Source organism: Pseudomonas quercus (assembly GCF_012033695.1).
Classification (GTDB): domain Bacteria; phylum Pseudomonadota; class Gammaproteobacteria; order Pseudomonadales; family Pseudomonadaceae; genus Aquipseudomonas; species Aquipseudomonas quercus.
The window spans coordinates 1-24,824 of the sequence record NZ_JAAVJI010000020.1 but is presented as its reverse complement, the minus strand read 5'-3'; the positions used below and the strand labels follow the sequence as shown (position 1 = coordinate 24,824).

At 57.5% G+C, this 24,824-nt stretch carries 17 protein-coding genes and 1 pseudogene; 13 read left to right on the top strand and 5 right to left on the bottom strand.

Translation table 11 applies throughout. The features are described from left to right. Positions 1 to 9: 9 nt before the first annotated feature. From HBH25_RS21700 to HBH25_RS21665, 8 genes are all read left to right on the top strand, one after another. On the top strand, positions 10 to 813 hold the full coding sequence (locus HBH25_RS21700; protein ID WP_168086020.1) for an alpha/beta fold hydrolase: 804 nt from the start codon (positions 10 to 12) through the stop codon (positions 811 to 813). After that, positions 806 to 1,660: an alpha/beta hydrolase gene (locus tag HBH25_RS21695; protein WP_168086019.1), complete on the top strand. Its 855-nt coding sequence runs from the start codon at positions 806 to 808 to the stop codon at positions 1,658 to 1,660. Before HBH25_RS21700 ends, HBH25_RS21695 begins: the two co-directional genes overlap by 8 nt. Positions 1,661 to 1,766: 106 nt before the next feature. Next, positions 1,767 to 2,558 carry a DUF4892 domain-containing protein gene (locus tag HBH25_RS21690; protein ID WP_229632004.1) on the top strand — a complete coding sequence of 264 codons (792 nt, stop codon included), beginning with the start codon at positions 1,767 to 1,769 and terminating at the stop codon, positions 2,556 to 2,558. Then, the gene (locus tag HBH25_RS21685; protein ID WP_168086017.1) at positions 2,555 to 3,589 is read left to right on the top strand and encodes an AI-2E family transporter; all 1,035 of its coding nucleotides are present in this window, start codon (positions 2,555 to 2,557) and stop codon (positions 3,587 to 3,589) included. The genes HBH25_RS21690 and HBH25_RS21685 overlap by 4 nt, the downstream gene beginning before the upstream one ends. 58 nt (positions 3,590 to 3,647) lie before the next feature. Next, on the top strand, positions 3,648 to 4,571 hold the full coding sequence (gene pcaQ / locus HBH25_RS21680) for a pca operon transcription factor PcaQ (protein WP_168086016.1): 924 nt from the start codon (positions 3,648 to 3,650) through the stop codon (positions 4,569 to 4,571). Between the two features lie 172 nt (positions 4,572 to 4,743). Next, a complete protein-coding gene (bamJ, locus tag HBH25_RS21675) occupies positions 4,744 to 5,523 on the top strand; it encodes a BamJ family beta-barrel-assembly machinery protein (RefSeq protein ID WP_168086014.1) in 780 nt (259 codons plus the stop codon). 285 nt (positions 5,524 to 5,808) lie between these two features. Beyond that, positions 5,809 to 6,258, top strand: a complete 450-nt coding sequence (locus tag HBH25_RS21670; protein WP_168086013.1) for a YkvA family protein — start codon at positions 5,809 to 5,811, stop codon at positions 6,256 to 6,258. A gap of 105 nt (positions 6,259 to 6,363) precedes the next feature. Then, a complete protein-coding gene (locus tag HBH25_RS21665; protein WP_168086011.1) occupies positions 6,364 to 6,744 on the top strand; it encodes a hypothetical protein in 381 nt (126 codons plus the stop codon). Between the two features lie 162 nt (positions 6,745 to 6,906). On the opposite strand, the gene HBH25_RS21660 is transcribed toward HBH25_RS21665, so the two are convergent. Beyond that, complete coding sequence (locus HBH25_RS21660; RefSeq protein WP_168086043.1) at positions 6,907 to 8,982, bottom strand: carboxy terminal-processing peptidase; 2,076 nt, start codon at positions 8,980 to 8,982, stop codon at positions 6,907 to 6,909. A 174-nt stretch (positions 8,983 to 9,156) separates the two neighbouring features. On the opposite strand from HBH25_RS21660, the gene HBH25_RS21655 reads away from it, so the two are divergent. Next, positions 9,157 to 10,122: an NAD(P)H-quinone oxidoreductase gene (locus tag HBH25_RS21655; RefSeq protein WP_168086010.1), complete on the top strand. Its 966-nt coding sequence runs from the start codon at positions 9,157 to 9,159 to the stop codon at positions 10,120 to 10,122. 286 nt (positions 10,123 to 10,408) lie between these two features. Here HBH25_RS21655 and HBH25_RS21650 read toward each other — a convergent pair whose 3' ends face one another. Beyond that, positions 10,409 to 11,764: a TolC family outer membrane protein gene (locus HBH25_RS21650; protein WP_168086009.1), complete on the bottom strand. Its 1,356-nt coding sequence runs from the start codon at positions 11,762 to 11,764 to the stop codon at positions 10,409 to 10,411. A 537-nt stretch (positions 11,765 to 12,301) separates the two neighbouring features. Here HBH25_RS21650 and HBH25_RS21645 point away from each other — a divergent pair. After that, on the top strand, positions 12,302 to 17,110 hold the full coding sequence (locus HBH25_RS21645; protein WP_168086007.1) for a retention module-containing protein: 4,809 nt from the start codon (positions 12,302 to 12,304) through the stop codon (positions 17,108 to 17,110). Between the two features lie 674 nt (positions 17,111 to 17,784). On the opposite strand, the gene HBH25_RS21640 is transcribed toward HBH25_RS21645, so the two are convergent. Further along, positions 17,785 to 18,201 carry a hypothetical protein gene (locus tag HBH25_RS21640; RefSeq protein WP_168086005.1) on the bottom strand — a complete coding sequence of 139 codons (417 nt, stop codon included), beginning with the start codon at positions 18,199 to 18,201 and terminating at the stop codon, positions 17,785 to 17,787. Between the two features lie 1,437 nt (positions 18,202 to 19,638). Between HBH25_RS21640 and HBH25_RS21635 the strand changes: the two genes are divergently transcribed. Next, on the top strand, positions 19,639 to 20,553 hold the full coding sequence (locus tag HBH25_RS21635; RefSeq protein ID WP_168086003.1) for a hypothetical protein: 915 nt from the start codon (positions 19,639 to 19,641) through the stop codon (positions 20,551 to 20,553). A 233-nt stretch (positions 20,554 to 20,786) separates the two neighbouring features. After that, positions 20,787 to 21,983: an IS91 family transposase gene (locus HBH25_RS21630; RefSeq protein ID WP_168086002.1), complete on the top strand. Its 1,197-nt coding sequence runs from the start codon at positions 20,787 to 20,789 to the stop codon at positions 21,981 to 21,983. A 173-nt stretch (positions 21,984 to 22,156) separates the two neighbouring features. On the opposite strand, the gene HBH25_RS21625 is transcribed toward HBH25_RS21630, so the two are convergent. After that, positions 22,157 to 22,363 carry a DUF4158 domain-containing protein gene (locus HBH25_RS21625; protein WP_229632003.1) on the bottom strand — a complete coding sequence of 69 codons (207 nt, stop codon included), beginning with the start codon at positions 22,361 to 22,363 and terminating at the stop codon, positions 22,157 to 22,159. Between the two features lie 198 nt (positions 22,364 to 22,561). Here HBH25_RS21625 and HBH25_RS21620 point away from each other — a divergent pair, with 198 nt between their 5' ends. Continuing rightward, a complete protein-coding gene (locus HBH25_RS21620; protein ID WP_168086001.1) occupies positions 22,562 to 23,383 on the top strand; it encodes a GNAT family protein in 822 nt (273 codons plus the stop codon). A 604-nt stretch (positions 23,384 to 23,987) separates the two neighbouring features. On the opposite strand, the pseudogene HBH25_RS21615 reads toward HBH25_RS21620, so the two are convergent. Next, a pseudogene (locus tag HBH25_RS21615) lies at positions 23,988 to 24,614 on the bottom strand (DinB/UmuC family translesion DNA polymerase); the annotation flags it as partial. Positions 24,615 to 24,824: the final 210 nt, after the last annotated feature.

Below are 24,824 nucleotides of genomic sequence, written 5' to 3'. Positions count from 1 at the left end.
GGCGCTTTCATGCCCGATACCCTGTTCTTCGCCCACGCCAATGGTTTTCCAGCAGGTACCTATGGGCCTATGTTGGCAAAGCTGGCGACGGCGTTTTGCGTACAGTACCTCCCGCAGCACGGGCATGATCCCTCTTTTCCAGTAGAGGATAACTGGGCACTGCTGGTGGACGAACTGCTACAGGCCATACGTATCCAACCCACGCCCGTGTGGGGGGTAGGCCATTCCCTTGGCGGGCTGCTGCACTTGCACGCTGCGTTACGCCACCCGGAACTGTACAAAGGGCTTGTGTTGCTGGATTCGCCATTGCTGACTCGGCGCGATCAATGGCTGATCCATGCTGCCAAGCGCCTGGGGCTTATTGACCACATCACTCCGGCAGGCCGCACCCAAGGGCGCCGCGAACGCTTTGCAAGCCACGAGGAAGCCCGCCGCTACTTTGCGGATAAAGCCTTGTTCCGCCCTTTCACCCCTGAATGCCTGGAAGCGTACCTTGAGCATGGCCTGGTGGCGGAAGGGCAGGCATGGCGCCTGGCTTTCGAGCCAGATATCGAGCTGCGCATTTACCGAAGCGTGCCTCATGTGAGCCCCAGCCCGCCGCACTTGCTCACGTTGCCCCTGGCCTTGCTGTGTGGCAAAGCTAGCACCGTGGTTCGGCGCCATCATGCCCGCTATGTCAGCCGCCTGGCGCGTGGCGAATTTCACTCGGTGCCCGGTGGGCATCTGTTTCCCATGGAGCACCCGCTCGAAACGGCCGAGCAGGTGCTCGCTGTATTACGCCGCTGGCAGGAAGGGGCCTCTCACCATGGCTGAAGCCTTTGAACAGGTGCGCTTGCGCCTGGAGACTATCGAACTGGCCGGCTGGTTTCATGGTCCCGTGGACGGCAGGCCGGTCATTGCCCTGCATGGTTGGCTGGACAACGCCAACTCCTTCGCCCGGCTGGCGCCTCACTTGCAAGGCTTGCGCATTCTGGCCCTGGATTTTGCCGGCCATGGACTGTCTGAGCACCGCCCGGGTGGCAGTAGCTACCCTCATTGGGAATACGCCCGTGACGTGCTGCAGGTGGCCGAGCAGCTAGGGTGGGCACGCTTTTCCTTGATAGGTCACTCCATGGGCGCCATTGTGGCGGCGCAACTGGCAGCGGCCCTGCCCGAGCGCTTGGTACAGCTGGCCTTGATTGAAGGGGTGGTGTCGCCAGACACGCCTCCGCACAACCCGGCCGAGCGACTGGGCAAAGCCTTGCGTGAGCACCTGGTACACGGCACACGTCGCAAGCCACTGTACGTTGATCGTGCGCAGGCCGTGCATGCTCGCGCCACCAGCCGCCTTTCAGTCACGCAAAGTGCGGCCAGCCTCCTGGCCGAGCGCGGCCTGATGCCGGTGGAAGGCGGCTTCACCTGGCGCAGCGACAACCGGCTGACGTTGACCACTCCCGTGCGGCTTGAGCCGGCCCAGGCACTGGAGGCGGTTCGGCACGTGCAATGCCCCACGCTTCTGATACTGGCTGAGCAAGGCCTGCTTGTGGAGCGTAGCCATCTGTTCGAAGGCTTGCCGTTCACGCAGGTGCGCTTGCCGGGGCGCCATCATTTGCACTTGGACGATAATGAAGGCGGTGCTCTTGTAGCAGCCTGTATCAATAGTTTCTTTTCCCTGCCTTGACTTAGGGGCGGGGACTGCCGACGCTTGGCCGGTTACCAGGGAGTCCCCAATGCCGTATCCATGCTTCACACTCGCTTGGCGATGCGTCCGCCAACGGTTTTGCCTTATGTTCCTGTCTAGCGCAATCGGGCTGACCAGTCACGCCACGGCCGCTGAGCTGGACCTTGCGCCTTTAGCCGCATTGGAACCTGAAGGCGCCTTACTGCTGGACCACCAGCCGGCCCAGGCCAGCGAGCGCCTGTACCCGCTGGGGCCATTGCGCCGTATCGGCGGTGCATTGCGGCTGGATGCCCGGCTGCAGGTGCACGGCGAACGTGTGTCCAGCACCTGGGAACTGCCCCCGGAGCGCAATGCCCGGGACGTGTTCAAGGTCGCGCGTCAGGCCCTGCGCAGCCCCACCACGCAGGTGCTGTTCTGGTGCGAGGGGCGCGACTGCGGCGAAAGCAACCTCTGGTCCAATGACATCTTTGCCAATACTCGCCTGCTCGGCAGTGATGACCAGCAGGCCTTCTTGTTGGTGCGCGAAGCGCAAGGCGATACCGATACCCTGGTGGCTGTCTATTGCGTGCTGCGGGGCAATCGCCGAGTGGCCCTTCATGCCGAGATGCTCACGCCACAGGCCCCGCTGGGGCCGATACTGCCTACCTCCGGCACCCTGCTTCGAGAGCTGCGTGATGCTGGCGAGCTGGCCTTCCCGGACCTGGCTATTCCGCCCACTCCGGACTGGGTGACTTTGTTGGGCCGCACCCTGAACCTGGACAGCACCTTGCGCGTACGGTTGGCCGGGCCTGATGCCAACCAATGGCTGGCTGCGCTAGTGGCCGCTGGCGTGCGGGCCAACCGATTGAGCTTGGGCACCCCGGACGGCGAGGGCCTGCACATGGAGGTGGTTCGATGATCAGCACGGACCGGTTGCTGATGCAACTTGCCTTGCTACTGCTGTTGGTGGCCTGCACGTGGGTGATGCTGCCGTTTGTTTCGGCCTTGCTGTGGGGCGCCATTCTGGCCTATGCCAGCTGGCCGCTGATGCGCTGGTTAACGCGTGTAATGGGCGGCCGTGCCACCCTGGCGGCTGCCATGCTTACAGGCGTGTGGGTGCTGTTGGTGCTGCTGCCGCTGGTATGGCTGGGTTTCAACCTGGCCGACCATGTGCGAGACGCTACGGCCTTTGTCCGGGATGTCCAACTCGAAGGTCTGCCCCCGCCTCCGGCCTGGCTGGCGAATGTGCCCCTGTTCGGGGACCGGTTATCACGCCTGTGGGCCACCATGGACGCCCAGGGCGCTGCGTTTTTTCAAGGGCTGAGGCCCTACCTGGGACAGATGGGCAACTGGCTGCTGGCGCGAAGCGCCCGGTTGGGTAGCGGCTTGATCGAGGTCTCACTGGCGCTGGTGTTCACCTTTTTCTTCTATCGAGACGGGCCTCGCCTTTCGGCCTTCGTTCTTCGCTTGCTGGAGCGGCTGATGGGTGAGCGCGGCCGGTACTATCTGGACCTTGTGGCCGATACTGTTCAGCGCGTGGTCAATGGCGTGATCGGCACCGCGGCGGCCCAGGCGGCGCTGGCGCTGATCGGTTTCATGATTGCCGGTATTCCAGGTGCGTTAGTGCTGGGCTTCTGTACGTTCCTGCTTAGCTTGATCCCCATGGGACCACCCTTGGCCTGGGTACCGGCCGTAGGGTGGCTGGTATGGCAGGAGCACTATGGGATGGCCGTGTTCCTCGGCCTGTGGGGCACCTTCGTGATCAGCGGTGTGGACAACGTTCTCAAACCCTACCTGATCAGCCGAGGCGGCGACCTGCCCCTTGTGATCGTGCTGCTAGGCGTGTTCGGCGGCTTGCTGGCTTTCGGGTTCATCGGCCTGTTCCTGGGCCCCACCTTGCTGGCGGTCGGTTACCGCCTGGTGACGGACTGGGCACAGGAGAAAGCCTGAGCCTCAATGTGATTTCAACGGGCGCGCAGTACCAGTCGCGCCGGTACGCTAAAGCGCCATGAACCTCGATACCCGCATCAAGTTTCGCCACCTGCTGTGCTTCCTGGAAATAGCTCGCCAAAGCTCGTTCGCCAAGGCGGCCGAAGCCATGGCGGTGAGCCAGCCTGCTGTCTCCAAAACCTTGAAGGAGCTTGAAGAGCTGCTCCAGGCACGCCTGTTCGAACGCAACAAGGGCGGGGTCGCACTCACTGCTGCCGGGGTGCGGTTCATGCGGCACGCTGGGCCTTGTGTGCAGGCGCTGCGCGAAGGGGTAGTCAGCCTTCGGGATAACGACCACGAGCCACCTCAGGTACGGGTGGGCGCCTTGTCGACGGTGGAAAGCCAGTTCATGGCGCAGGTGGTCAGCCTGCTACACGAGCGCCATCACGCCTTGGTAGTAAGCGTGGCTACCGGCCCAGGGGCTTACCTGTTGGGCCAGCTGCACGTGGGTGAGCTGGATGTGGTGATCGGGCGCATGGCGGACAATCCGCAAATCCACGGGTTGGCCTTCGAGCACCTGTACAGCGAGGCCATGACCCTTGCCGTTCGCCCTGGCCATCCGTTGCTTGCCTTGGGCACCGTAGACAAGGCGCGCCTGGCACTGTACCCCTGGGTACTGCCGCTGGCGGGTACCACTATTCGCAAACATGCCGACAGCCTGTTCGTGCAATGCGGCATTCCGCCTTCGGTGCAGCGGTTGGAAACCCTGTCACCTGCATTGAGCCGGCGCTACGTTCAAAGCAACGATGCGGTGTGGGTGGCGCCCCGTGATGCGGTTCATCTGGATATTGAACAAGGCGCCCTCTGCGAGCTGGCGCTGGGCGTGGATGAACCGGGCGGCTCCGTGGGTATCTGCACCAACGCCGCACTGCCCTCGTCGCTCCCAAGCCAATGGCTGTGTGCAGTGGTGCGCGAAGTGGCCTCCCAGTATCGATCGGCCTGAGCAGCTGCCGCTACGTAAACGAACTTTCACCTGCAACCTTAAAATGCCTTTGGTAACGTGAACTTATCCGATCTTTCCCTCTCCTATGGCATAGCCATTGGTCGGGGCCGCCTGCTAAGCTCGCGGCTTGACTTGATCGCCCCTCACGTGGCGCCCTTCACAAGGAAACAGCATGAAACAGCATCGGTTGGCGGCTGCGATCGCCCTGGTAGGTTTGGTTCTCGCCGGTTGCGACAAGCAGACCAGCAGCGTCGAGCTGAAAACCCCCGCCCAGAAAGCCTCCTACGGGATCGGCCTGAACATGGGCAAGAGCCTGGCTCAGGAAGGTATGGACGACTTGGATTCCAAGGCCGTGGCCTTGGGTATCGAAGACGCCGTTGGCAAGAAAGAGCAGAAGCTCAAGGATGACGAACTGGTCGAGGCCTTCGCAGCGCTGCAAAAGCGCGCAGAAGAGCGCATGACCAAGATGAGCGAAGACTCGCTGGCAGCGGGCAAGAAATTCCTTGAAGAAAACGGCAAGAAGGACGGCGTAGTCACTACAGCGTCCGGCTTGCAATACCAGGTTGTCCAGAAGGGCGACGGCCCGCAGCCCAAGCCTAGCGACGTGGTTACTGTGCACTACACGGGCAAGCTGATCGACGGCAAAACCTTCGACAGTTCCGTGGACCGCGGCAGCCCCATTGACCTGCCTGTCAGCGGCGTGATCCCCGGTTGGGTGGAAGGCCTGCAGTTGATGCATGTGGGCGAAAAGGTGAAGTTGTTCATTCCTAGCGACCTGGCTTATGGTGCTCAAAGCCCAAGCCCAACTATTCCAGCCAACTCGGTGCTGGTGTTCGACCTGGAACTGCTGGGCATCAAGGATCCTTCCAAGGCTGCCCCGGCAGACGCGGATGACGCCGAGCCAGCCGCACCGGCTGAAGAGGCACCCGCCAAAGCACCTGCCAAGAAGTAATACCGGGTTTCACCCAGCCAGCGCCCCGCCTTGTCGGGGCGTTGTCGTTTGTGTGGCGCTGCTACAGAAACGAACCCTGGACCACGCGCCAAGTCCTATACAGAGCGCTTGCATTAGGGCGTGAGCCTTGATAGGTACGTGTTTCAACCTTGCAAGTGAACGAAAAAACGCCGATTCGACTTCAGCCCTTTTGTACTGGGGCCCACAGCTCGGTTTTGCTCGGCTGTTCACATGGTTATCCACAAATATTGTGGATATCCTTCCCATGCTCTACACGGAGGCTACATGAAGGCACCCTTGGGCTTTACTCAATTTCTTCCACTGGCCGAGCGCCTGATTGCACGAGGCCGGCTACCGGCTTTGGCCCTTGCTGTAGCACGCAAGGTCAGGGGAAAGCGGCTGGGCCAGGTAAAGGAAGACATCGCCCTGTTGCAGGCGCTGTGCCTGGCCTACTGGCGGGGTGAATACCGTGCTATCAGCGGCAAGGCTATTCTCTCGGTAGTGGCAGGCCTGCTGTACTTTGTCAGCCCCGTGGACCTTATTCCCGACTGGTTGCTAGGTGTAGGGATGCTGGACGATATCGCCGTACTGGGTTGGGTCATGAAAGTACTCCAGACAGAGCTCAACGCCTTTCGCGCCTGGCGCTCAGAGCAGTCCCCGGAAGTGCTGAGCGTTGTAGAAAGGGTGCCTGAGCAAAGCGTACCGCTGGAAGGGGAGTACCTGCGCCGCCAATGACAGGGTGCAACACGTCATGGGCCGTTGGCGCCAAGGTATGCTGTCAGCTGCGCTGCTAAGCTACTCAGTAGCGTGGCGATGACTATCAGCACAGGAGGGCGGTGAGTGAACATGAAAATCAGCCGACAACACTGGGAGGACCTACTGGAGGAACTGGACATGGCACGCAGGCAGCGTCACTTGCTGACTTACCGTGCCCTGGTCGAAAGGCTCCAATTGAATACCCCCGCCATGCAGACGCTGACTGCCGCCCTGGAGCACCTGGCGATGCTGGACGCGCGTGCTGACCAACCTTTGCGCAGCGCCTTAGTCATCAGTCAAGGTGCCAGCCGCCTGCCTCGCCCTGGTTTTTTTGAATGTGTGGAACGCCTGGGGCGCTTTTGCGGCCCGGCCGATGGCACGGCCGCCGCTTCCTGGCACGCCTCAGAGGTGGCCCGCGTGTTCGAGTGCGACTACCGCACTACGGCGCAGGCTGCGCTTGACTGAGCGCTTGTTTTCCAAGGCCTGACCGGGTCACCCGAGGTGTCCAAGCCTGTGCTCAGGGCAAGCGGTAACGTTATTGACCGAACAGCAAAAGGCCGGCCCTATAGAGATAGAGGCCGGCCTTTTGCTGTTAACAGCGCGTTACTTAAAGGTGTGGGCTGAAGCTCAGTGCTTCGCAACCTGCGTGTTCAAGCGCAGGTAGTCAATCAAGATACGCCCTGTTTCACTCAGGTAGGCGTCGTCCTCAGGCTTTGTATCATCCGGTGCACCGGCCAGAGGGTCTTCGTCTTCCTTCTTGAGTTCCTTGAGCGGCTCTTCGCCCTTGGCTTTGCGACGGGCATTTTCCAAGGCCAACTGTTTGGCTTCGATGTCCGTGTGCTCGGCGCGCCGGGTGGCTTCGTTCAGGCTCACGGTTTTCTCTTCCGCCAGCTTCTGGCTCAATGCCAGGCGGTCACGAATGTAGGCAAACTCGGCATCACCCTCGGCACGCTTGTCATGCAGCAGCTTGAGTTGGGCAAGGAAGGGTTTGAACGGGTCCGTTTCCGGCTTGATGGCAGGCTTGATCGTGTCCCACGGCATGGCCTCAGGGAGTGCGCTTTCGCCGATTTCCTTGGTATCGATGATGGAAGGGTAGGCGATATCGGGTAGCACGCCCTGGTGTTGAGTGCTTTGGCCGGAAACACGGTAGAACTTGGCCAGGGTCAGTTTCAACTCACCATGGTTAAGCGGCTGAATGGTCTGCACGGTCCCTTTGCCGAAGGTCTGGCCACCGATAATCAAGGCGCGGTGGTAGTCCTGCATGGCCCCTGCGAAAATCTCCGAGGCCGAGGCAGACAAGCGATTCACCAGCAGGGCCAGCGGCCCTTTGTAGAAGGCACCTGGGTTTTCGTCTTCAAGTACATCCACCTTGCCGTCGCTGTTACGCACCAGCACGGTAGGGCCCTTCTCAATGAACAGGCTGGTGAGCTCTGTGGCTTCCTGCAGCGACCCGCCCCCGTTGTTGCGCAGGTCGATCACTACACCGTCCACTTTTTCTTTCTGGAGTTCGCTCAGCAGCTTTTTCACGTCACGGGTAGTGGACTTGTAGTCCGGGTCACCGGCGCGGAAGGCCTTGAAATCAAGATAGAAGGCGGGAATTTCGATTACGCCCAGCTTGTAGTCGTGACCGTTCTGGTTCAGGTGGAGCACTGACTTCTTCGCGGCCTGCTCTTCGAGCTTCACCGCTTCGCGGGTAATGGCAACGATTTTACTGGTCTGGTCGTTCGGTGCATTGGTGTGGGGAATGATTTCAAGGCGCACAACAGACCCCTTGGCACCACGAATCAATTTCACCACTTCATCCAACCGCCAGCCCACCACGTCGACCATTTCCTTGTCGCCTTGGGCCACGCCAATGATCTTGTCCGACGGGGCGACCTGCTTGGTCTTGTCCGCAGGGCCTGCCGGCACCAGGCGTACGATTTTCACCTGGTCGTTGTCGCTTTGAAGCACTGCGCCGATCCCTTCGAGGGACAGGCTCATGTTGATATCGAAGTTCTCGGCGTTGTCCGGCGACAGGTAATTGGTATGCGGGTCGTAAGACTGAGCGAAGGTGTTGATGTACGCCTGGAAAATATCTTCGGCACGGGTCTGGTCCAGCCGTGCCAGTTGATTCTTGTAACGCTTGGTCAGGGTTTCCTGTATCTGCTTGGGATCCTTGCCCGCCAGCTTCATGCGCAGCACTTCATCCATCACGCGCTTGTGCCACAGGTTGTCCAGGTCGGCCGTGCTGGCCAGCCATGGGGCGTCCTTGCGGTCCACCTCCAGCGTTTCGTTGGTGGTGAAGTCCAGCTTGTCCACGCCATCGCCTAGCAGGTCCAGGGCGTAGTCCAAGCGCGCCTTCACGCGGTCCAGGTAGCGCTTGTAGATGGTAAAGCCGGGGTCGAGGTTTCCACTTTTAAGGAAGTCGTCGAACTGGGTTTTCCATTTATCGAACTCGGCGATGTCACTGGCGAGAAAATAACTGCGCGAGGGATCGAGGAGCTTGATATAGCTGTCGTAGATGATAGCCGAACGAGCGTCGTTCAACGGCGGCTTGCTGTAGTGATGGCGTTTAAGCAATTCGACGACGTTGAGGCTGGCGATCACCTCGTCACGGTCGGGCTGAAGCGAGTTCCAGCTATTGGCCGCAAAGCCTGGGGCTGACAGCAGGCTCAGGCTTAAGCCTAACGCCAGGGCGGTTACGGGGAATAGTTGCTTCATGCTCATTCGACGAGGGGACAGTTGATCACGCATATTAGGCCGTCTTTGAATGGACCGGTTCCGGCGCCGCTACATTAAATCCTGTTCATGCAACGGCAGGGTACTTGAGTCACATTATGCAAAAAACCCCACGTCATCACGTGGGGCTGAGTTCGAGCCAACTATGGAGGTAGCGTGAAAGCATTGCAAGGCGTTGAAGGACATGTAGAGTGGGCCGACTACCCAGCACCGGCCTGCGATGCAGGGCAAGTGCGTATACGGGTGGCAGCGGCGGGGCTCAATCGGGCCGATCTGCTGCAACGGGCGGGGCACTACCCGCCACCGCCTGGGGCCAGCGAAATCCTGGGGCTGGAATGCGCAGGTGTCATCAGTGAAGTGGGCGCCGGGGTGGTGTCCCTGGCTGTAGGGGACCGCGTGTGCACCCTGCTGGCCGGTGGTGGCATGGCAGAAGAAGTCGTGGTCGATGCGCGTCATGTGCTGCCTGTGCCTGAAGGCCTCACGCTGATCGAAGCTGCCGGTATTCTTGAGGTGTATGCCACGGTATGGCTGAACCTGTTCCAGTTGGCGGCCTTGCAGCCAGGCCAGAAGGTGCTGCTGCATGCGGGTGCCAGTGGTATCGGTTCAGCTGCCATCCAATTGTGCAAAGCGTTTGGCAACCCTACCTGGGTCACAGTGGGTTCGGCAGACCGCCTGGCCTACTGCGAGCAGTTGGGCGCGCAGGGCGGGGTGCTGCGAGGTGATGGTTTGGCCGCTCTGAAGGACCTGGGGCCGTTCGACGTAATTCTGGACCCGGTCGGCGGCAACTATGCCGAACTCAACCTGCAAGTAGCGGCTCAGGACGCCAGGTGGGTGCTGATCGGCACCATGGGTGGGCGTGACGCAAAGCTGGACATGGGCCTAGTGCTGGGCAAGCGCGTACAACTGATCGGCTCAACGTTGCGCAGCCGCGATGATGCCTTCAAGGCTGAGCTGCTCAGGGAGTTGGGGCAGGAAGTATTGCCGCTGTTCACCGAAAAGCGCCTTAACCCGCAGATTGCAGCAACCTTCCCTATCGCCGAGGCGGAAGAAGCCTTTGCTGAGCTGGCCACAAACCAGATAACAGGCAAGGTGGTACTGGTGGTGGATGAAACGCTGGTGTAGAGGGGAAGGCCCTACAGAAGGAGCCTGCCAGTAGCATAGCGTGCAGGTTCCCGGCCTCCGCCGTTGGCTGCGACCGGTCCCACAGTGCCAATTTGCCATTGCTTTTGTGGGAGCTGGCGCAGCCAGCGAATCTTGCCACCTCGAGCTCCCGGCCTCCGCCTTTGGCTACGGCCAGTCCCACAGCTGCGGTGCGGCATAGCTCTTGTAGGAGCTGGCCTAGCCAGCGAACCTTGCTACCTCGGGTTCACTGGCCAGCGCCTGCTAAGGCTAGGCGCGGGATAGGTGCTTAGCGCATGTCCGGCAGGCGGGCTTCGCTTTTCACATCCGAGCCAGCAATGGCCTCAGCTGGAAGCACGATCTTGGCCTTCGGCAACAGCATGCCCATGTTCGCCAGTACGCGGTACATCGAGTACTCCTCGGTGTAGCGCACTTCGGTGTAGCGGCGGTTGGCGTTGTACAGTTCGTTCTCGCTGTCCAGCAAGTCCAGCAACGTACGCTGGCCCAGGCCGAACTGGTTTTGGTAAGCCGAACGTACACGGGTAGTAGTTTCGGCATACTCACGCGCGCTCGGGGTTTGCTGGCGAGCGTTGAGCATGGCGTTCCAGGCCAGGGACATGTTTTCGTTCAGGCTGCGCAGGGCATTGTTGCGAATGTCCATGGCCTGGTTGATACGGTGGGCGTCTGCCTGCAAGCGAGCCTTGTCACTGCCGCCGCGGAAGAGGTTGTAGCTGACCGCAACGCCGGCGCGCCAGTCATTGGCATGGCCTTCTTCACCCGAAATGTTGTCGTTGGCGCCAACAGCCACTTCAGCATCTACGCGTGGGTAGAACTGTGACTTCGCCCCTTCGTATTGTTGCTCTGCAGCCTGTACGTCGGCCTGGGCCGATTTCAGGTAGGGGTTGTTGTCGATCATCGACTGACGGGCTTCGGTGATCTCCGGTGGCAACTCACCACGAATGGTCGCAGGCGCGTCCAGTTCGTCCGGGTTACGACCGGTTGCGCTGAAGAAGTTGGCCTCGGCGTCAGCCAAGTCCACCATGGCAGTCTGGTAATTGTTCTCGGCCAATGCACGACGTGCACGGGATTGGTCAGCGTCCGCAGTGCTGCCAATGCCGCGCTCGGTACGCAGGCCGATCTGGTCGTTCACACGCAGGTGAGCTTGCAGGTTGTTCTTGGCCAGGTCCACCAGCTCCCGGCGCTTGAGCACTTCCAAGTACACTTCTACAGCACGCAGGGCCAGGTCCTGTGCAACGCCTTGAACATAGAAGGCACGCGACGTGGACACCGCCAAGGTACGGGAGATTTCCCGCGTGGCGCTGGAGCCGTCGAACAGCATCTGGCGCAGGCGCAGTTCGGACGTGGTGTAGGTCAGCAGTTCCTTGTGGTGACCGCCCTGGGCACGCGTGGTAGGGGTATCCGAATTCTCGCGGCCATACCCACCTACAAAGTCGACGCTAGGCAGGTAGGCACCGCGTGCAACCTTAACGTCTTCATCGGCGGCGAGGCGGCTATTAATGTTCGACTGCAGCTCCGGGTGCGTATCCACGGTGCTCTGAATGGCCTCCTGTAGCGTCATGGCATGGGCCTGCATGGCCCCGATCGCCAATAACACGGCGCTGCAGATGGGGGTTAAGATGCGCATCGATGTACTTCTCCCTGTCCCTATGAAGGTTGGCAGTCGCCAAATTATTGGCGCATATTCTTATCATTCCAATTCGCGGATGCTAACATCAGATCAGATGTGAAAATTGTCTGAAACTAAGAACCTTTTGGAATAACGCTTATTCCCAAAAAAACTTATGTTGACGTACCAGATCCAGTCCATCGTACACTCGCCTTTTTCGCGCAAAGGACCACATTCGGGGCCTTTGGGACGATTTTTAGGGCGTCGGTATTTAGTGTGGCAAGGGACTAGTAGGGCGTACTCCAGAAGGATTTTGGGCAATCGTGAAAGTGACATTTTTCTGTCGCCGTAACTCACAGCGTGATATTGCTCACATGTTCGATACGAGGCAGCTATGAACCATAGCTGGCTGATAAGGTTCAGCCAGTTTAACGGTTCCAGCGGCTTTGACACGCAAAAAGATAGCAAGTTGCCATCTTATTGTGAACTCCCGGGTACATCCTCTGTCTCCTGTGCGCAGCAGCCTGGTGCTGAAAAGCAATGGAGGAGTGGGCAATGGCAACCTTGATCGGTGTCGTCAGTAAAGTAGTAGGGCAGGTATTTGCAGTTGCTGGCGATGGCACCCGCCGTCTCCTCGTGGAAGGGGATCGCGTGTTCGCAGGCGAGCAACTGGACACCGGTGTTGGGGGGGCGATTTCTGTACATTTGCAGAATGGTCAAGACCTTGCGCTCGGCCGTGGCAGCAGCCTGGCCCTTAATGAAGGCTTGCTGCACCATGCGGCGCCAGATATCCAAGTGCTTGATGAACGCGTAGGCGTCACTGCGCTGGACGACGTGAATGCCTTGCAGCAGGCTATCGCAGCGGGCCAGGACCCTACTCTGGTGTCCGAGCCTACGGCTGCAGGGCCTACTGGCGCCACAGGCGTGCCCAGCGGGGGTGGGAGCCACTCCTTCGTATTGCTGACTGAAGTGGGCGGCGCGGTAGACCCGACGATTGGTTTTCCGACCGAAGGTCTGCTGCCTGCTCCGGAGTTTCCGGACCCTACGCTTCCTCCGCTGGTCGATCTGGACGCAGGCGCCGGTGCGCCGCCTGTGGTCGTGCCGCCCATTGTAGATACGCCCGTACCTACGCCGCCGAATAACCCTGTGCCGCCCAATAACCCTGTAGTGCTGACAGGCCTGGACGTGAGCGGTGGCGAAATCACCGTGAACGAGGCTAACCTGGCCAACGGCTCCAGCCCGAACGCTGCAGCGCTTGTTCAGGCTGGCACCTTTACCGTCACTGCAGCAGACGGGCTTGCCAGCCTGGTCATTGGTACGCTGGAAGTGGTACGGGCCGGCCAGGTGGTAGGGGTAGGGCAGGCCTACACCACCGCCGATGGCAACCTGTTGACGGTCACGGGCTACAACGCCACCACCGGTGTGCTGAACTACACCTACACCCTCACCGGGAATGCCGAACACCCAGCAGGTAACGGCGCCAACACCCTGGGTGAAAGCATCACCGTAACGGCCGTGGACACCGATGGGTCGACGGCTACGGGCACGCTGGATGTCACTATCCAGGACGACGTACCCACCGCTGTGGCCGACACGCAGGCAGCGGGCGATGACAACACCGTGGTCACCGGCAACGTATTGGCCAATGATATTCAAGGTGCCGATGGCATCGCTTCGCCGTTGACCAACCCCGGCACCTATCAGGGCACCTACGGTACGCTGGTATTGGCCGCCGATGGCGCCTACACCTATACCCTCGATACCACGAGCGCCGCCTACAAGGCGTTGCTGGCCGGTGGTGTAGCCGTTGGCCTTGCTACTGAAACCTTCGGCTATTCGATCGTCGACAGCGACGGTGACACCTCGCAAACCACGCTCACCATCAATATCACCAACCCGGACGACCCGGTCAGGTTCTTCAGCCTGGGCGTGGACGGCGGCGAGCAGCGTGTGTTCGAGGCCAACCTGCCAGGGGGCACCGATCCCAATGCGGCTGCGCTGACCCGCACCGGCAGTTTCACACTCGAAGCCAAGGATGGCCTGGCCACCTTGACCATTGATGGCGTGGATGTGATTGGCGGCAACGCTACCGGCCTGCCAGTGACCATTACCGGGCAGTTGGGCAACGCCCTGACCATCACCGGCTATGACGCCACTACCGGCGTGATCACCTACAGCTATACGCTCAGTGAAGCCCAGCAGCACAACGTGGGGCAGAGCGAACTGTCCGAAGACTTCCACCTGATCGCCACCGACTCGGACGGCGACACCGGTGGTGCCTGGCTGAACGTGCGCATCGAGGACGACAACCCGATTGCCGTCGCCGACACCACGGCCGTGAACGACACGACTACCGTCGTCACTGGCAATGTGCTGGACAACGATAAGCTGGGCGCTGACGCCATTGCCTCCCCAGTGACCAACCCCGGCACCTATCAAGGCACCTACGGTACGCTGGTACTGGCTGCCGACGGCACCTACACCTACACCCTGGACACCAATGGCGCCGCTTACAAGGCACTGCTGGCCAGCGGCGTGGCGGTGGGCACGGCGACCGACACCTTCGGCTACCAGGTCATCGACAGCGACGGTGACACGTCAAGCACCAATCTGACCGTGAACGTCACCAATCTGGACGACCCGGTCAGGTTCTTTAACTTGGGCGTGGACGGTGGCGAACAGCGTGTGTTCGAGGCCAACCTGCCAGGGGGCACCGACCCCGATGCCGCCGCCCTCACTCGCACCGGCAGCTTCACACTCGAAGCCAAGGACGGCCTGGCCACCTTGACCATTGATGGCGTAGACGTGATCGGTGGCAACGCTACCGGCCTGCCAGTGACCATCATCGGCCAACTGGGCAACGCGTTGACCATTACGGGTTACAACGCTGCCACCGGCGTTGTGAACTACAGCTATACCCTGAGCGAAGCCCAGCAGCACAACGTAGGGCAGAGCGAACTGTCTGAAGACTTCCACCTGATCGCCACCGACTCGGACGGCGACACTGGTGGGGCTTGGCTGAACGTGCGCATCGAGGACGATGCACCTATAGCCACCCCTGTGGCAGAAAGTGTGGCTTCCGGCGCGCTCAACACCAACATTCTGCTGGTGCTGGACGTGTCCAACAGCATGAACCAGTCTTCCCGAGTGAACGGCCTGTCTCGGCTGGAGCTGGAAAAGCAAGCCGTGGGTGAGCTGCTGAACCAGTATGGCGAGCGCGGTGATGTAAGGGTGCAAGTCGCAGCCTTCAACAACAAGGAAAACGTGGCCAGCGAATGGATGAGCGTCAGCGAAGCGCGTGCCTTCGTTAACGGCCTGACCGCCGGCGGCGGTACCAACTACGACTACGCGCTGGAGGCTGCACAGAAGGCCTGGGCGACTGGCGGTAAGCTGGCCGACGCACAGAACGTGAGCTATTTCCTTTCTGACGGCAACCCTACGCTGTCCAGCGAGCGCCCTAAAACGGGCAACGGTCAGTCGGGTAACAAGACCGATGTGAACCTGGGCGATGGCATCGACGCGACAGAGCAGGCATTCTGGCAAAAGTTCTTGAACGATAACCAGATCTACTCTCACGCTATCGGTGTAGGCCCAAGCGCCAAAGCGGTGTACCTGGGGCCGATCGCATACGACGGCACCACGGGGGTTAATATCCCGCCAGTAGTGGTGACGGACCTGTCGCAACTGTCGGGCGTGCTGAATGGCACCGTGGGCAGCGGCTCTACCGCTGGCACCCTGGCCGATGCCGTGAAATACGGTGTAGACGGCGGCCATCTGCAAAGCATCACGGTAGACGGCGTTACCTACAGCTATGACGGCAAGGGTGCCGTGGCCGCCAGTGGCACCGGTGCGACCTGGAGCTTCGACAGAACCAGCAGCAACCTGAGCGTGGTAACCCAGGAAGGCGGCACCTTCACCATCAACGTGGAAACAGGCGCCTACAAATACACCACCGCCGAAGGCAGCCGAGACACGGCTACCCAGAGCGTTGGGTACACCGTGATAGACGGCGACGGCGACGTTGCAGGCTCCACCATCACCTTCAATATCGCCCCAGGCGCTACGGCGTCTGCCACCACGGCACAGTTCACTACAGCTCAGCCCAGCACCGTGCTGAGCGCATCAGGCGCAGACTTCACTGCTACGGCTCAGCAGTCGTTGAACGTGGCGGCGCGTGCATTGGAAGTGGACCGCTCCCAGTTCTATGCCAATAGCCTAGCCCTAACGGCCATGCTGCTGGTCACCGGAACCCTGGCTGCAGCGGGTACGGCCGATGCCAGCGACACCATCACCGTTAACCTGCGACAAGGCGAGTCGGTCACCCTCAACTCCGCAGCTGTCACCAGCGGGGCTGTAAGCCTCAGCTACGCCGTGGATGACGGCAGCTACACCGCTGTAACAGGCAATGCCTTCACTGCCGCTGCGGATGGCACCTACCACCTGAAAGTCACCAACGTGGAGCCCTCGGCGTCTACCGAGGCCTACCAGCTTGGGATGACCGTGGATTACAGCCACGCTCAAACTGATGCTGCAGTAGCAACCGTAGCCGTAGCCCAAGACACGCAGGTGGCTCATGCCAGCACAGCGGCTGTTGCCGAGCATGCCGAGCAGACCATTACCGGCACCAGCGGTGATGACACGCTGGTAGCAGGCGACAACGGCGTGGTGCTTCAGGGTGGCGACGGCAATGACCTGCTGCTGCCTGGCGCTCACACCGTAGTGCTGGATGGCGGTGCAGGGTTCGACACAGTCAGCTATGCCGCTGCTACCAGCGGCGTCACAGTGGACCTGCGTGAAGGCGGCACTACCGGCGGATGGGCGGCAGGCGAAACCCTGACCGGCATCGAACAGTTGATTGGCTCGGCACACGACGATGTGTTCCACGCCAATGACAGCGGCATGGTGCTCAACGGCGGCGCTGGCAATGACCAACTGTACGGCGGCAGCGGTGCAGACACCCTGATCGGGGGCGCAGGTAACGACGTGCTCACCGGGGGCGCAGGTGCCGATACCTTCGTATGGCAGGCTGGCGACAAAGGCACCGACACGGTAACCGACTTCCAGCTGGGCACCGACACGTTGGACCTGGGCTCATTGTTGGGCGATGCGGCTAAGGGCTCCCTGGAAAGCCTGTTGAGCTTCAAGGTCAGCGGCACTGGCAGTAGTGTGGTCAGTACCATTGACGTGAGTACCACACCAGGTGGCGACACGGTTCAAAGCATCAACCTGCAGCACGTGAACGTGGCGCAGGCCTACAACGTCAGCACCGATTCCAGCGGTGCGGTGGTGGGCCTGCAGAACAACTCCGCGATCATCAACGGGTTGTTGGGCGATCATTCGCTGAAGGTCGACAGCACGGTGTAAAACCTACAGGCCTTGGGGAGCGTTGCTCGCCAAGGCCTGTGTTGTTTTAGTGCTCTGGTCGCAAGGCCGAATTACCGTAGGCGCAAAGCTCTGCTTGCGCAGCAATGGTACGGATAGCGCAATGCTTCCATCCAAGCGCAGGCTCCCATAGCCGCCGCTTACACGTGTATACGCCCTCAACCCTCATGGCCAGCGCTGCATTGATACGTGCAGGCGAAAACGTCGTGAGCCCAATTAGCGTTCGATCCCGTAGGCGGGCAGGCGTGCTGAAATCAGTGCTGCACAGCAGCTGGTGTGCTTCGCTCGGCTCAAGCGTGGGCGTCAGAGGGTCTGGAACCAGCAATCGCGTGAAGGCTAGCAGGATGGCCCATACTCGGCTCCTGGGTCCTATGTATGATAAAGGACATTATCATACATATGGCATCCACATGGATTGGCGTTGAGAAATGACACCGTTGGAGATAGAAAAGCTTGACGACTGCGAAAGGCGCTGAGTGAAGCAAGGAAGCAGGCCAGGGAGCTTTACGATGAAACGGATGGAGCTAGTCCCCAATACTGGGGGCTGCGATCGGCGCCGGCTCAATAAGCGCGGGGCTGGCCAACGCGCCGATACTGACGGCAGGGTGCTTGTCGTGCCTCGCCGGATTGCAAAGCACTAGGTAAGAGAAAACCATTTAGGTACGTTGGTCTATCATTCTTAAAACATCCACAGCATAGTTTTCATCAACTTGGTATTTTTTATGGTTGGCTACTTGCATGCCCTCACAGTAATTTTCTAGGGCCATTCGGACTGCCATAGATTGTTTTTCGCTTAATTCCTGACCTTCCACAAAAATCGTAGCCTCTATTTTTATAGGACCGCTTTTAATAAGCATATGAAGTAGCTCACATACTACAAAAACAGTCATCGTCCCAAAAATGAATGGGCCAAATATATCAACCAATTGCTGTGATTCAAATTGCGGATCAGACGCTTCGACAATTACACTGCTTAATATTAGAAAAAAAATCAATATAAACGATAAGAAGAACGCAAGCTTCCGGATTTTTTTCAAAAGCGGTGCACTGTGGAACAAAAAGGATTTCAACATAAAATTTTCCATTGATTTGTTAGATAGCGCGTCCGAGTTTATCACAAACGAAAGACACCAGCATGTGGTAGCTTTAGCGGTAACGTGACTTTTCCCTATTCCTTCGCGCCTTGCTCTATGGGCTTGAAGCCGGTTTTAAGGCCGGCTTAAGCAATATCGCGGTTTTCCCTATGTTCTTTGTGTTTTCCGAAAGGGCAAGGTTACTACGCTTTCATTCTTTACTGTCAGAATAGCTCCGTTAGGATGTGGAGCGAAAGGCCAGTTAAAATCTACGATTGGTCGGGATGGAAGATAAATGGTAAATAGGGAATTTGATTTGATGCTTACGAATTGAGTGATATCTATCATTCCTGAAAGATGATAATTCGGACTTTGAACCTCCGTGCTGAATGCAAAAGAAAGTGGGTAAGTCTTGAATGCTGATATCCACATAGTGTCATAGGGTGTTCCAAACTCTTTATGATAGAGGTCTTTTATCAACCCTTGACGGACTGAAGGATAAAACCACATATGGAATCGCAGTGATGGATGAAGTCCAATCTCCGTATTTAGTACGAATCGTCGTAGGTGCCGGACCAGCGTATGCCGAGCCTGAGGTTTATCGTCTAGCGCAATTATATGCCCGGCCACGGCCCGAGCAACCTCACTTAGGTTTATTCCTACTAGACGAATTGTGCCCATAACAGGAAATCGACCTGCTTCCAAAGCTTTAGCTGCTGCCTTGTAAATATGTGTCAGCGATGGGTCTAGCTCACTGCCCAGTACACGGTTATTGCAATCTACACATAGTGTAGCCTTCTTTAGCCCGTTTTGTGCGAGAAATGTGCCTTGTCGCCCACGGTAAGTTGGGTCAACATCATGTAGTATTTTAGTTACGCGCTTTTGGCCAGGAGCTACGAGACTACTAGGAAAAATATGATCCTCGGTCATTTTAGAACGCTTAAGACACAGATTACATCGGCGCATAATATTTTCCCGTCGTGGTAGTGCAGGCAAAGGTGAAACCTTTCATTCTGAAGCTCCTGGCTATCAACGTGAAGCCCACGCTCTTGTACTACCCAAGACCCAACTAAGAGCCAAAAGAATTTAATCTATTATCCGGTTTTAAGCCTTCGATTTCTAACCAGCACCTATAGCGTCCTTTTGAACTTGGCAGCCTGCGGCTGCAAATTAGTACCAGTTTCGCTAGCCGTTATTTGCAAGCTTTAGAAAGACATCACATTACCCGCTGGTTTTTAAGAACGGGGCGGCCTTGCTTGAATGCGCTTGAAAACTGGTTGTTCGACATCACCCTAGGCTTTAGGGTTTGAAGCGTTTTGTAATTGGGGCCTTGAGCCTCGAAAATTAGGTAGTAGGCAAAAAGCTGATTGAAGGAACCGTTGCAAGGGAAAGTGCCACTCAGTGAAAATTCCCACGAATGAAACGAGCCCCCTTTTTATGACCTCAATCAACCCTTCTCTACCTTTCCTCGCCGGATTGCACCTTCAGAGCGACCCTGTCGATACCCCACCGCCGGTAGCCGTTCAGAACCCGCCGTCAGCGAGCCATCCGCCTGCTGCCCCTATATCCAGCCACATTATGGTGGGTAAAGAGAAGATAGCGGTAGGCAGCTCCAAGCCTCTTAACTCAAAGCAAAAATCACTTCTCAATGCATTGCTCAAAGCGCAGAGTGACCTTAAAACCGTCACGGAAGTGCAGGGGCACACCTATGAAGTGAACGTAAAGGTAGCTAATAGACAGCTTTCTCATTTAACCGCGACCTGCACGTCTGACCCTGAACAAAATATTCATGATGGCAATGCGTTGGACTTAGCGTTCGAACCAGTATCCTTTCTGAATAAAATCCCTCACGAACTAAAAATAGAAATAGCTAAACACACCGCTACAAAGGAGGAAGGGGTCAGCCCGGGGGTTACGCTAGCTAATAAGAGCCTGCGAAATGCAGCAGATGATGCAATTCAAGATGGGCTTCGGGCTCTAGGTTACGACAATTCGGAAATTCAAACGATAAACGCTCTACCCTTAAGCCATAGAAATTTTATTGTGGGCAGCGCGAAAATGCTGTTTGCTGCGGGCTATGACAAAGCTAGTTTACTAGTGCTTGCAAGCCGTCCCCGTGAACAACAGCGCTTCGTACTGGATAATCATGAGCTACTTTCCCGTCATGGTCACATGGGCGGCACCGAACTCAACTTGGTTGCCGCTTCCCCAAGGAATAGTCGTTTCCAGATGGTCATAACTTTGCAGCATCACGAACGTATCCGAAATGAACAAATAACACTCGCTTTGGAAAATATGCGTCAAAATCCCCGGCCAATAAACAGAGGGCCGGCTCCGAACATTGAGTTCTGAATTGGGTAAAACTTTTGTCCCCGGTACTAGCAACTGGTCATCAGTGGCCTCAACGCCATTACCAACGGTGGTTCCAGCAACGACCCAATGCCCTACGCCGACGACACTGAAAACAATCGGCTACCTACCAACCCCTCTCGAACATAGTCAATTGGGTGGTCACAGCAAAAAAGGGTTTTAACGGTCACGAAAGGCCGCTGGAAAAGTTTAAAAAATCTAGCTATTAGCGTTATATGTCAGCCAGCTTCAAACCCCGCCCTTTGAAAAACCTTTTCACGGCCAACGGCTGCTGGGCAGGTTTGCTGGAGACCGGTGGTTTGCGGGATATTGAAGTGGAGTCGGTCAGCAAAATGCTAGCCTGCGGTACCTCGATCCTAGGCGTGAAGCACTACACCTGCGCCAATGAGCGTTGCCCGCACGTCAAATACCTGTGCAACACCTGCCACTGCCGAGCCTGTCCCTCGTGCGGCAAAAAGACCACCGATCAGTGGATCGCCGCTCAAAACAATCGTCTGCCCGACTGTGCCTGGTACCACCTGGTGTTCACGCTTCCCGACACGCTGTGGTCCCTGTTTTTTTACAACCGTGGCTTGCTCGACGCGCTGTTCCGTCTGGCGGCGGACAACCTGCTGTATGCAGGAAAACGACGTGGTCTGCGCATTGGGTTGTTTGGCGCCCTCCATACCTATGGTCGACGGCTCAACTGGCATCCTCATGTGCACCTTTCGGCGACTGCTGGCGGCCTGGATGAGCAGGACGTCTGGAAAAATATCGTGTTTCAAGAAAAGGCGATGCGTCGACGTTGGATGTGGAATGTGCGCAACCATCTGTTGGAGCACTGGGGTCAGATCACAATGCCGCCGGAGCTGGCGCATATCACCTGCGAAAGCGACTGGCGAAACCTGGTGCTTAATGCGGGCGGTCAGCACTGGCATATCTACCTGTCGAAGAAGACGGAAAACGGCCGAAAGACGGTGAATTACCTGGGTCGCTACCTGAAGAAGCCGCCGATTTCGGGCAGTCGTCTGGCGCATTATACGTCGGGTGCTACGTTAAGCTTCACCTACCTGGATCACCGCACGCAGACCTATCAGCAGGAGTCAGTGAGCCAGACCGATATGCTACGGCGGGTGGTCCAGCACATCCCGGAAAAGCATTTTCGGATGATCCGGTATTTCGGGTTTTTGGCTAATCGGGTCTGTGGGCAGTACTTGCCGAAGGTGTATGAAGCGCTGAAGATGGCCACGCCAGAGCCGACGCCGAAGTTGTATTTTGCGCAGATGGCCAAAGCGTTTTTAAACGTTGATCCGTTCAGCTGCGTGCTGTGTGGAGCGAAGATGGTGTACACGGCAGCGGTCAGCGGGCTGACGGTAAAGGGTCTGGTAGCCCATGCCCACGCCATTGCGCGGATGAGGTACGTCAAACCCTGACGCAGGGAAGGTGCGTCCGAAGTGCGGTTCAGGGCTAAAAACCACTCCCTGATCAGCGATTTACAGCGAAAGCTGCTTGAGTTTGCTATCCGGCCTCTGACTCTCCCAGGCCAATCGCACCGTAATGTTCTTGCCTGACGCCTCTCATTCATGTGTAGGAATCTTTGAAATTCCTATACATCAAGAAAGGTGCCCAGGTAACGGACGCTGGTCAGTTGGGTGGCATAACCGAGCCTGCTATGTTCGCCGCGTAGCGGTAGGATGGCCTTGTAATCGTCATCGCTTAGATGGAAGAAGCGTTCCAGCTCTTCGCGACTGGGCGCTTCAACATAACGGCCAAATCCGTTGCGCTTCTCCTGCGTCAGAAAGCCAACCGGCATTGATCACTGTACCTCAGCACTACCTTCGTTGAGTCGGGAACATCCCAAAATCTTAGGCGAATGCCACCATCCAAAGTCCTCAAAGCAGGATTTCGTATCCTCCTGCGCACGATTTCATCATCAAATCTAACGGTTTATACGGAACCTGATTCGGCCAAGCCCCACTTAACCGAAACGCGAAGGAAGGAAAGCACATATATGTCAGGTATCAATCGTAATCCCTCTATAGGGAATCAGGCATGGTGGAACAATCCCGCAACCGAATCTAGCACTAGCTCGCACGCTACCGGGGCAAACACGTCTGTAACTGCCCAGGTTGACCATGCCTCGACAGCCGTGCAGCAAACCGCGTCTAATCTGCCGCATAGGTCTGGGCAGCATACGGCGCCCGGTAGCTATCAAACCGCACAACTTGCACGCAGTCAGCTTACGCAGGCAAGGCTTTTCGAACATTCCCATTTAAATACGTCTGCGTCAAGTAGTACGCCTCAAGTTAGAAACTTGGCTATTTCTTCTATTTCAGATGCCGATGTACGGAAAGAAGCAAGTGCGATGTATCATGCCGTTGAATCTATGGGCGATCCTGATGAGTTAGAAGATCATCTCGAGATGCTCAAATGGATGCACGAGGATGAAGAAAAAGCGCCAACATTGGTCAGTTTACCGGAAAGCAACCTTAAAATTTCCTCAGGTGGCACCGCCGTCGGCTTAATGACCCTTTCGGTCGACTTGAAGAATAAGGAAGGTACTACTAAGAAAGACAAGCAGCCTACGTTATGGGTTGATCAGATAGTCACGATGCCTAATACCAAAGGGCATGGTAAGGCACTCATAGGAAGCGCATTGGACTCATCGGAGCAGAATGGCTATGGAGGCATAATTCGAACAGTCGCTAAGTCAAGCCCGGAGTTCTATGAGCGTCTCGGGTTCAAAGAAATCAATGGAGGAGTACTTGAACTAAATCCACATAATTCACCAGAATGGAGTAAGGTGAACGGAGGTTGGCAGTTTAGATCGTAGTTATCCCAGATTGGTCGAGTGTGAGATTGTACGATTAAGCAGGCACCGCTGGCTTTAGGCTCTGTACGAAAAGTCGGCGAGCGGAAGTCAGGCAAGGCGAAATCAGATAAGAATGCGGATTTCTTTGAAGTGAATGAGCATTCTTAGCCTGTTTTAACGCCGCCGGACAGGGCGCAGCGAATTTTCGTACAGAGCCTAACATAGGATTCGTCTCCTCCCCTAAACGTCCTCCCCCGAAGGATAAGGCCACCAAAGCGACTGAGCCCCTGCAACGAGGCGGTTTGAATATCAGTAACGCTGTATTGTGAACGGCGAAAAGTGGGTTGCAATTTCAGAAAGCGCTCGAGGTGCGTCTCAGCCTTTGGATGGCGCCTTCAGTTGCGTCCATGTCTCCGCTCACGTCTTCTAAACACATGCCGATCAATGGCGGCTTGGGAATCAGTTGCTGCCCTGCAGCGTTGCTGCTAGTCGCTTGATGGATTGAAGCATAGAGGCTGCTACCAGCTTAACGTACCTTGTAATCCGTTTTCCCAAGCACCATCCAAGAAAAAGGCAACGAGCGCTGGCGCTTAGCGCTTGAGTGCACTTTCTTTTCCATTGCTCCCCACACCCCTTCCACGGCATAGGTGGCCGCGTTGGTCATTAGCAACGTGTCGTGCGTAGGGTAGGGCAGCTCTACCAGGGCGCCGTTTGCATACCTGGCCTCATCCGGGTTGAACATGCCGGTTTTGATGCTGATGCGCATCTTCTTGCACATCGAACCCTGAGCACGCAGCTTCTCAGCGGCCCGCGCTGTGTAGGTAGCCAGCGCTTCCTTGATCGGGCTCAGCTCGGTGAGCCGTTTGCCGAACATGCGGCTGCAACAGATTTCCTGCTTGGGCGGGTCGGGATCGTCCAGGCCAAGACAAGATACGCCGGCCAGCTCGCGTGCTGTGCGCTCCAGGACAACGCTGAATTTAGCCCTGAGCGTCACAGGATCGGCTTTGGCCAGGTCCATGGCAGACTGGATGCCCATGCCCTGTAGGTGCGCGCTCAAACGCCTGCCGACGCCCCACACTTCTTCCACGGCGGTGTTACGCAGCACCCAGTCACGCTTGAACGGGTCGCAGATATCGACGACGCCGCCTGTTTGCTGCTGCAAGCGCTTGGCCGTGTGGTTGGCCAGCTTGGCCAGGGTCTTGGTCCTGGCAATGCCTACACCAACCGGTATACCCGTACACTTCAATACACGTTCGCGGATGAACTTGGCAGCCTACGGCTGCAAACTGGTTCGTGCTAACTTAATAAATCTAGCTTTACCGCTTACCATTAAGCCTGTCCTCAAACTCTTTTCGACTTAATCGAGGTTTTGTATAACTATCTGGTTCACTTTTGAGTAACGCTTCAGCTTGCTGCATTTCATTTTGATGTTCCTGCATGCTTTGGATGCTTTCAGCAAAAC

Excerpts from the sequence above, each read along its gene's own strand:
- HBH25_RS21700 (WP_168086020.1), top strand. The coding sequence starts at position 10 with ATGCCCGATACCCTGTTCTTCGCCCACGCCAATGGTTTTCCAGCAGGT.
- HBH25_RS21630 (WP_168086002.1), top strand. The coding sequence starts at position 20,787 with ATGTCAGCCAGCTTCAAACCCCGCCCTTTGAAAAACCTTTTCACGGCC.
- HBH25_RS21645 (WP_168086007.1), top strand. The coding sequence starts at position 12,302 with ATGGCAACCTTGATCGGTGTCGTCAGTAAAGTAGTAGGGCAGGTATTT.
- bamJ (WP_168086014.1), top strand. The coding sequence starts at position 4,744 with ATGAAACAGCATCGGTTGGCGGCTGCGATCGCCCTGGTAGGTTTGGTT.
- HBH25_RS21685 (WP_168086017.1), top strand. The coding sequence starts at position 2,555 with ATGATCAGCACGGACCGGTTGCTGATGCAACTTGCCTTGCTACTGCTG.
- HBH25_RS21640 (WP_168086005.1), bottom strand. The coding sequence starts at position 18,201 with ATGTTGAAATCCTTTTTGTTCCACAGTGCACCGCTTTTGAAAAAAATC.
- HBH25_RS21670 (WP_168086013.1), top strand. The coding sequence starts at position 5,809 with ATGAAGGCACCCTTGGGCTTTACTCAATTTCTTCCACTGGCCGAGCGC.
- HBH25_RS21635 (WP_168086003.1), top strand. The coding sequence starts at position 19,639 with ATGACCTCAATCAACCCTTCTCTACCTTTCCTCGCCGGATTGCACCTT.
- HBH25_RS21620 (WP_168086001.1), top strand. The coding sequence starts at position 22,562 with ATGTCAGGTATCAATCGTAATCCCTCTATAGGGAATCAGGCATGGTGG.
- HBH25_RS21650 (WP_168086009.1), bottom strand. The coding sequence starts at position 11,764 with ATGCGCATCTTAACCCCCATCTGCAGCGCCGTGTTATTGGCGATCGGG.
- HBH25_RS21695 (WP_168086019.1), top strand. The coding sequence starts at position 806 with ATGGCTGAAGCCTTTGAACAGGTGCGCTTGCGCCTGGAGACTATCGAA.
- HBH25_RS21625 (WP_229632003.1), bottom strand. The coding sequence starts at position 22,363 with ATGCCGGTTGGCTTTCTGACGCAGGAGAAGCGCAACGGATTTGGCCGT.
- HBH25_RS21660 (WP_168086043.1), bottom strand. The coding sequence starts at position 8,982 with ATGAAGCAACTATTCCCCGTAACCGCCCTGGCGTTAGGCTTAAGCCTG.
- HBH25_RS21690 (WP_229632004.1), top strand. The coding sequence starts at position 1,767 with ATGTTCCTGTCTAGCGCAATCGGGCTGACCAGTCACGCCACGGCCGCT.
- pcaQ (WP_168086016.1), top strand. The coding sequence starts at position 3,648 with ATGAACCTCGATACCCGCATCAAGTTTCGCCACCTGCTGTGCTTCCTG.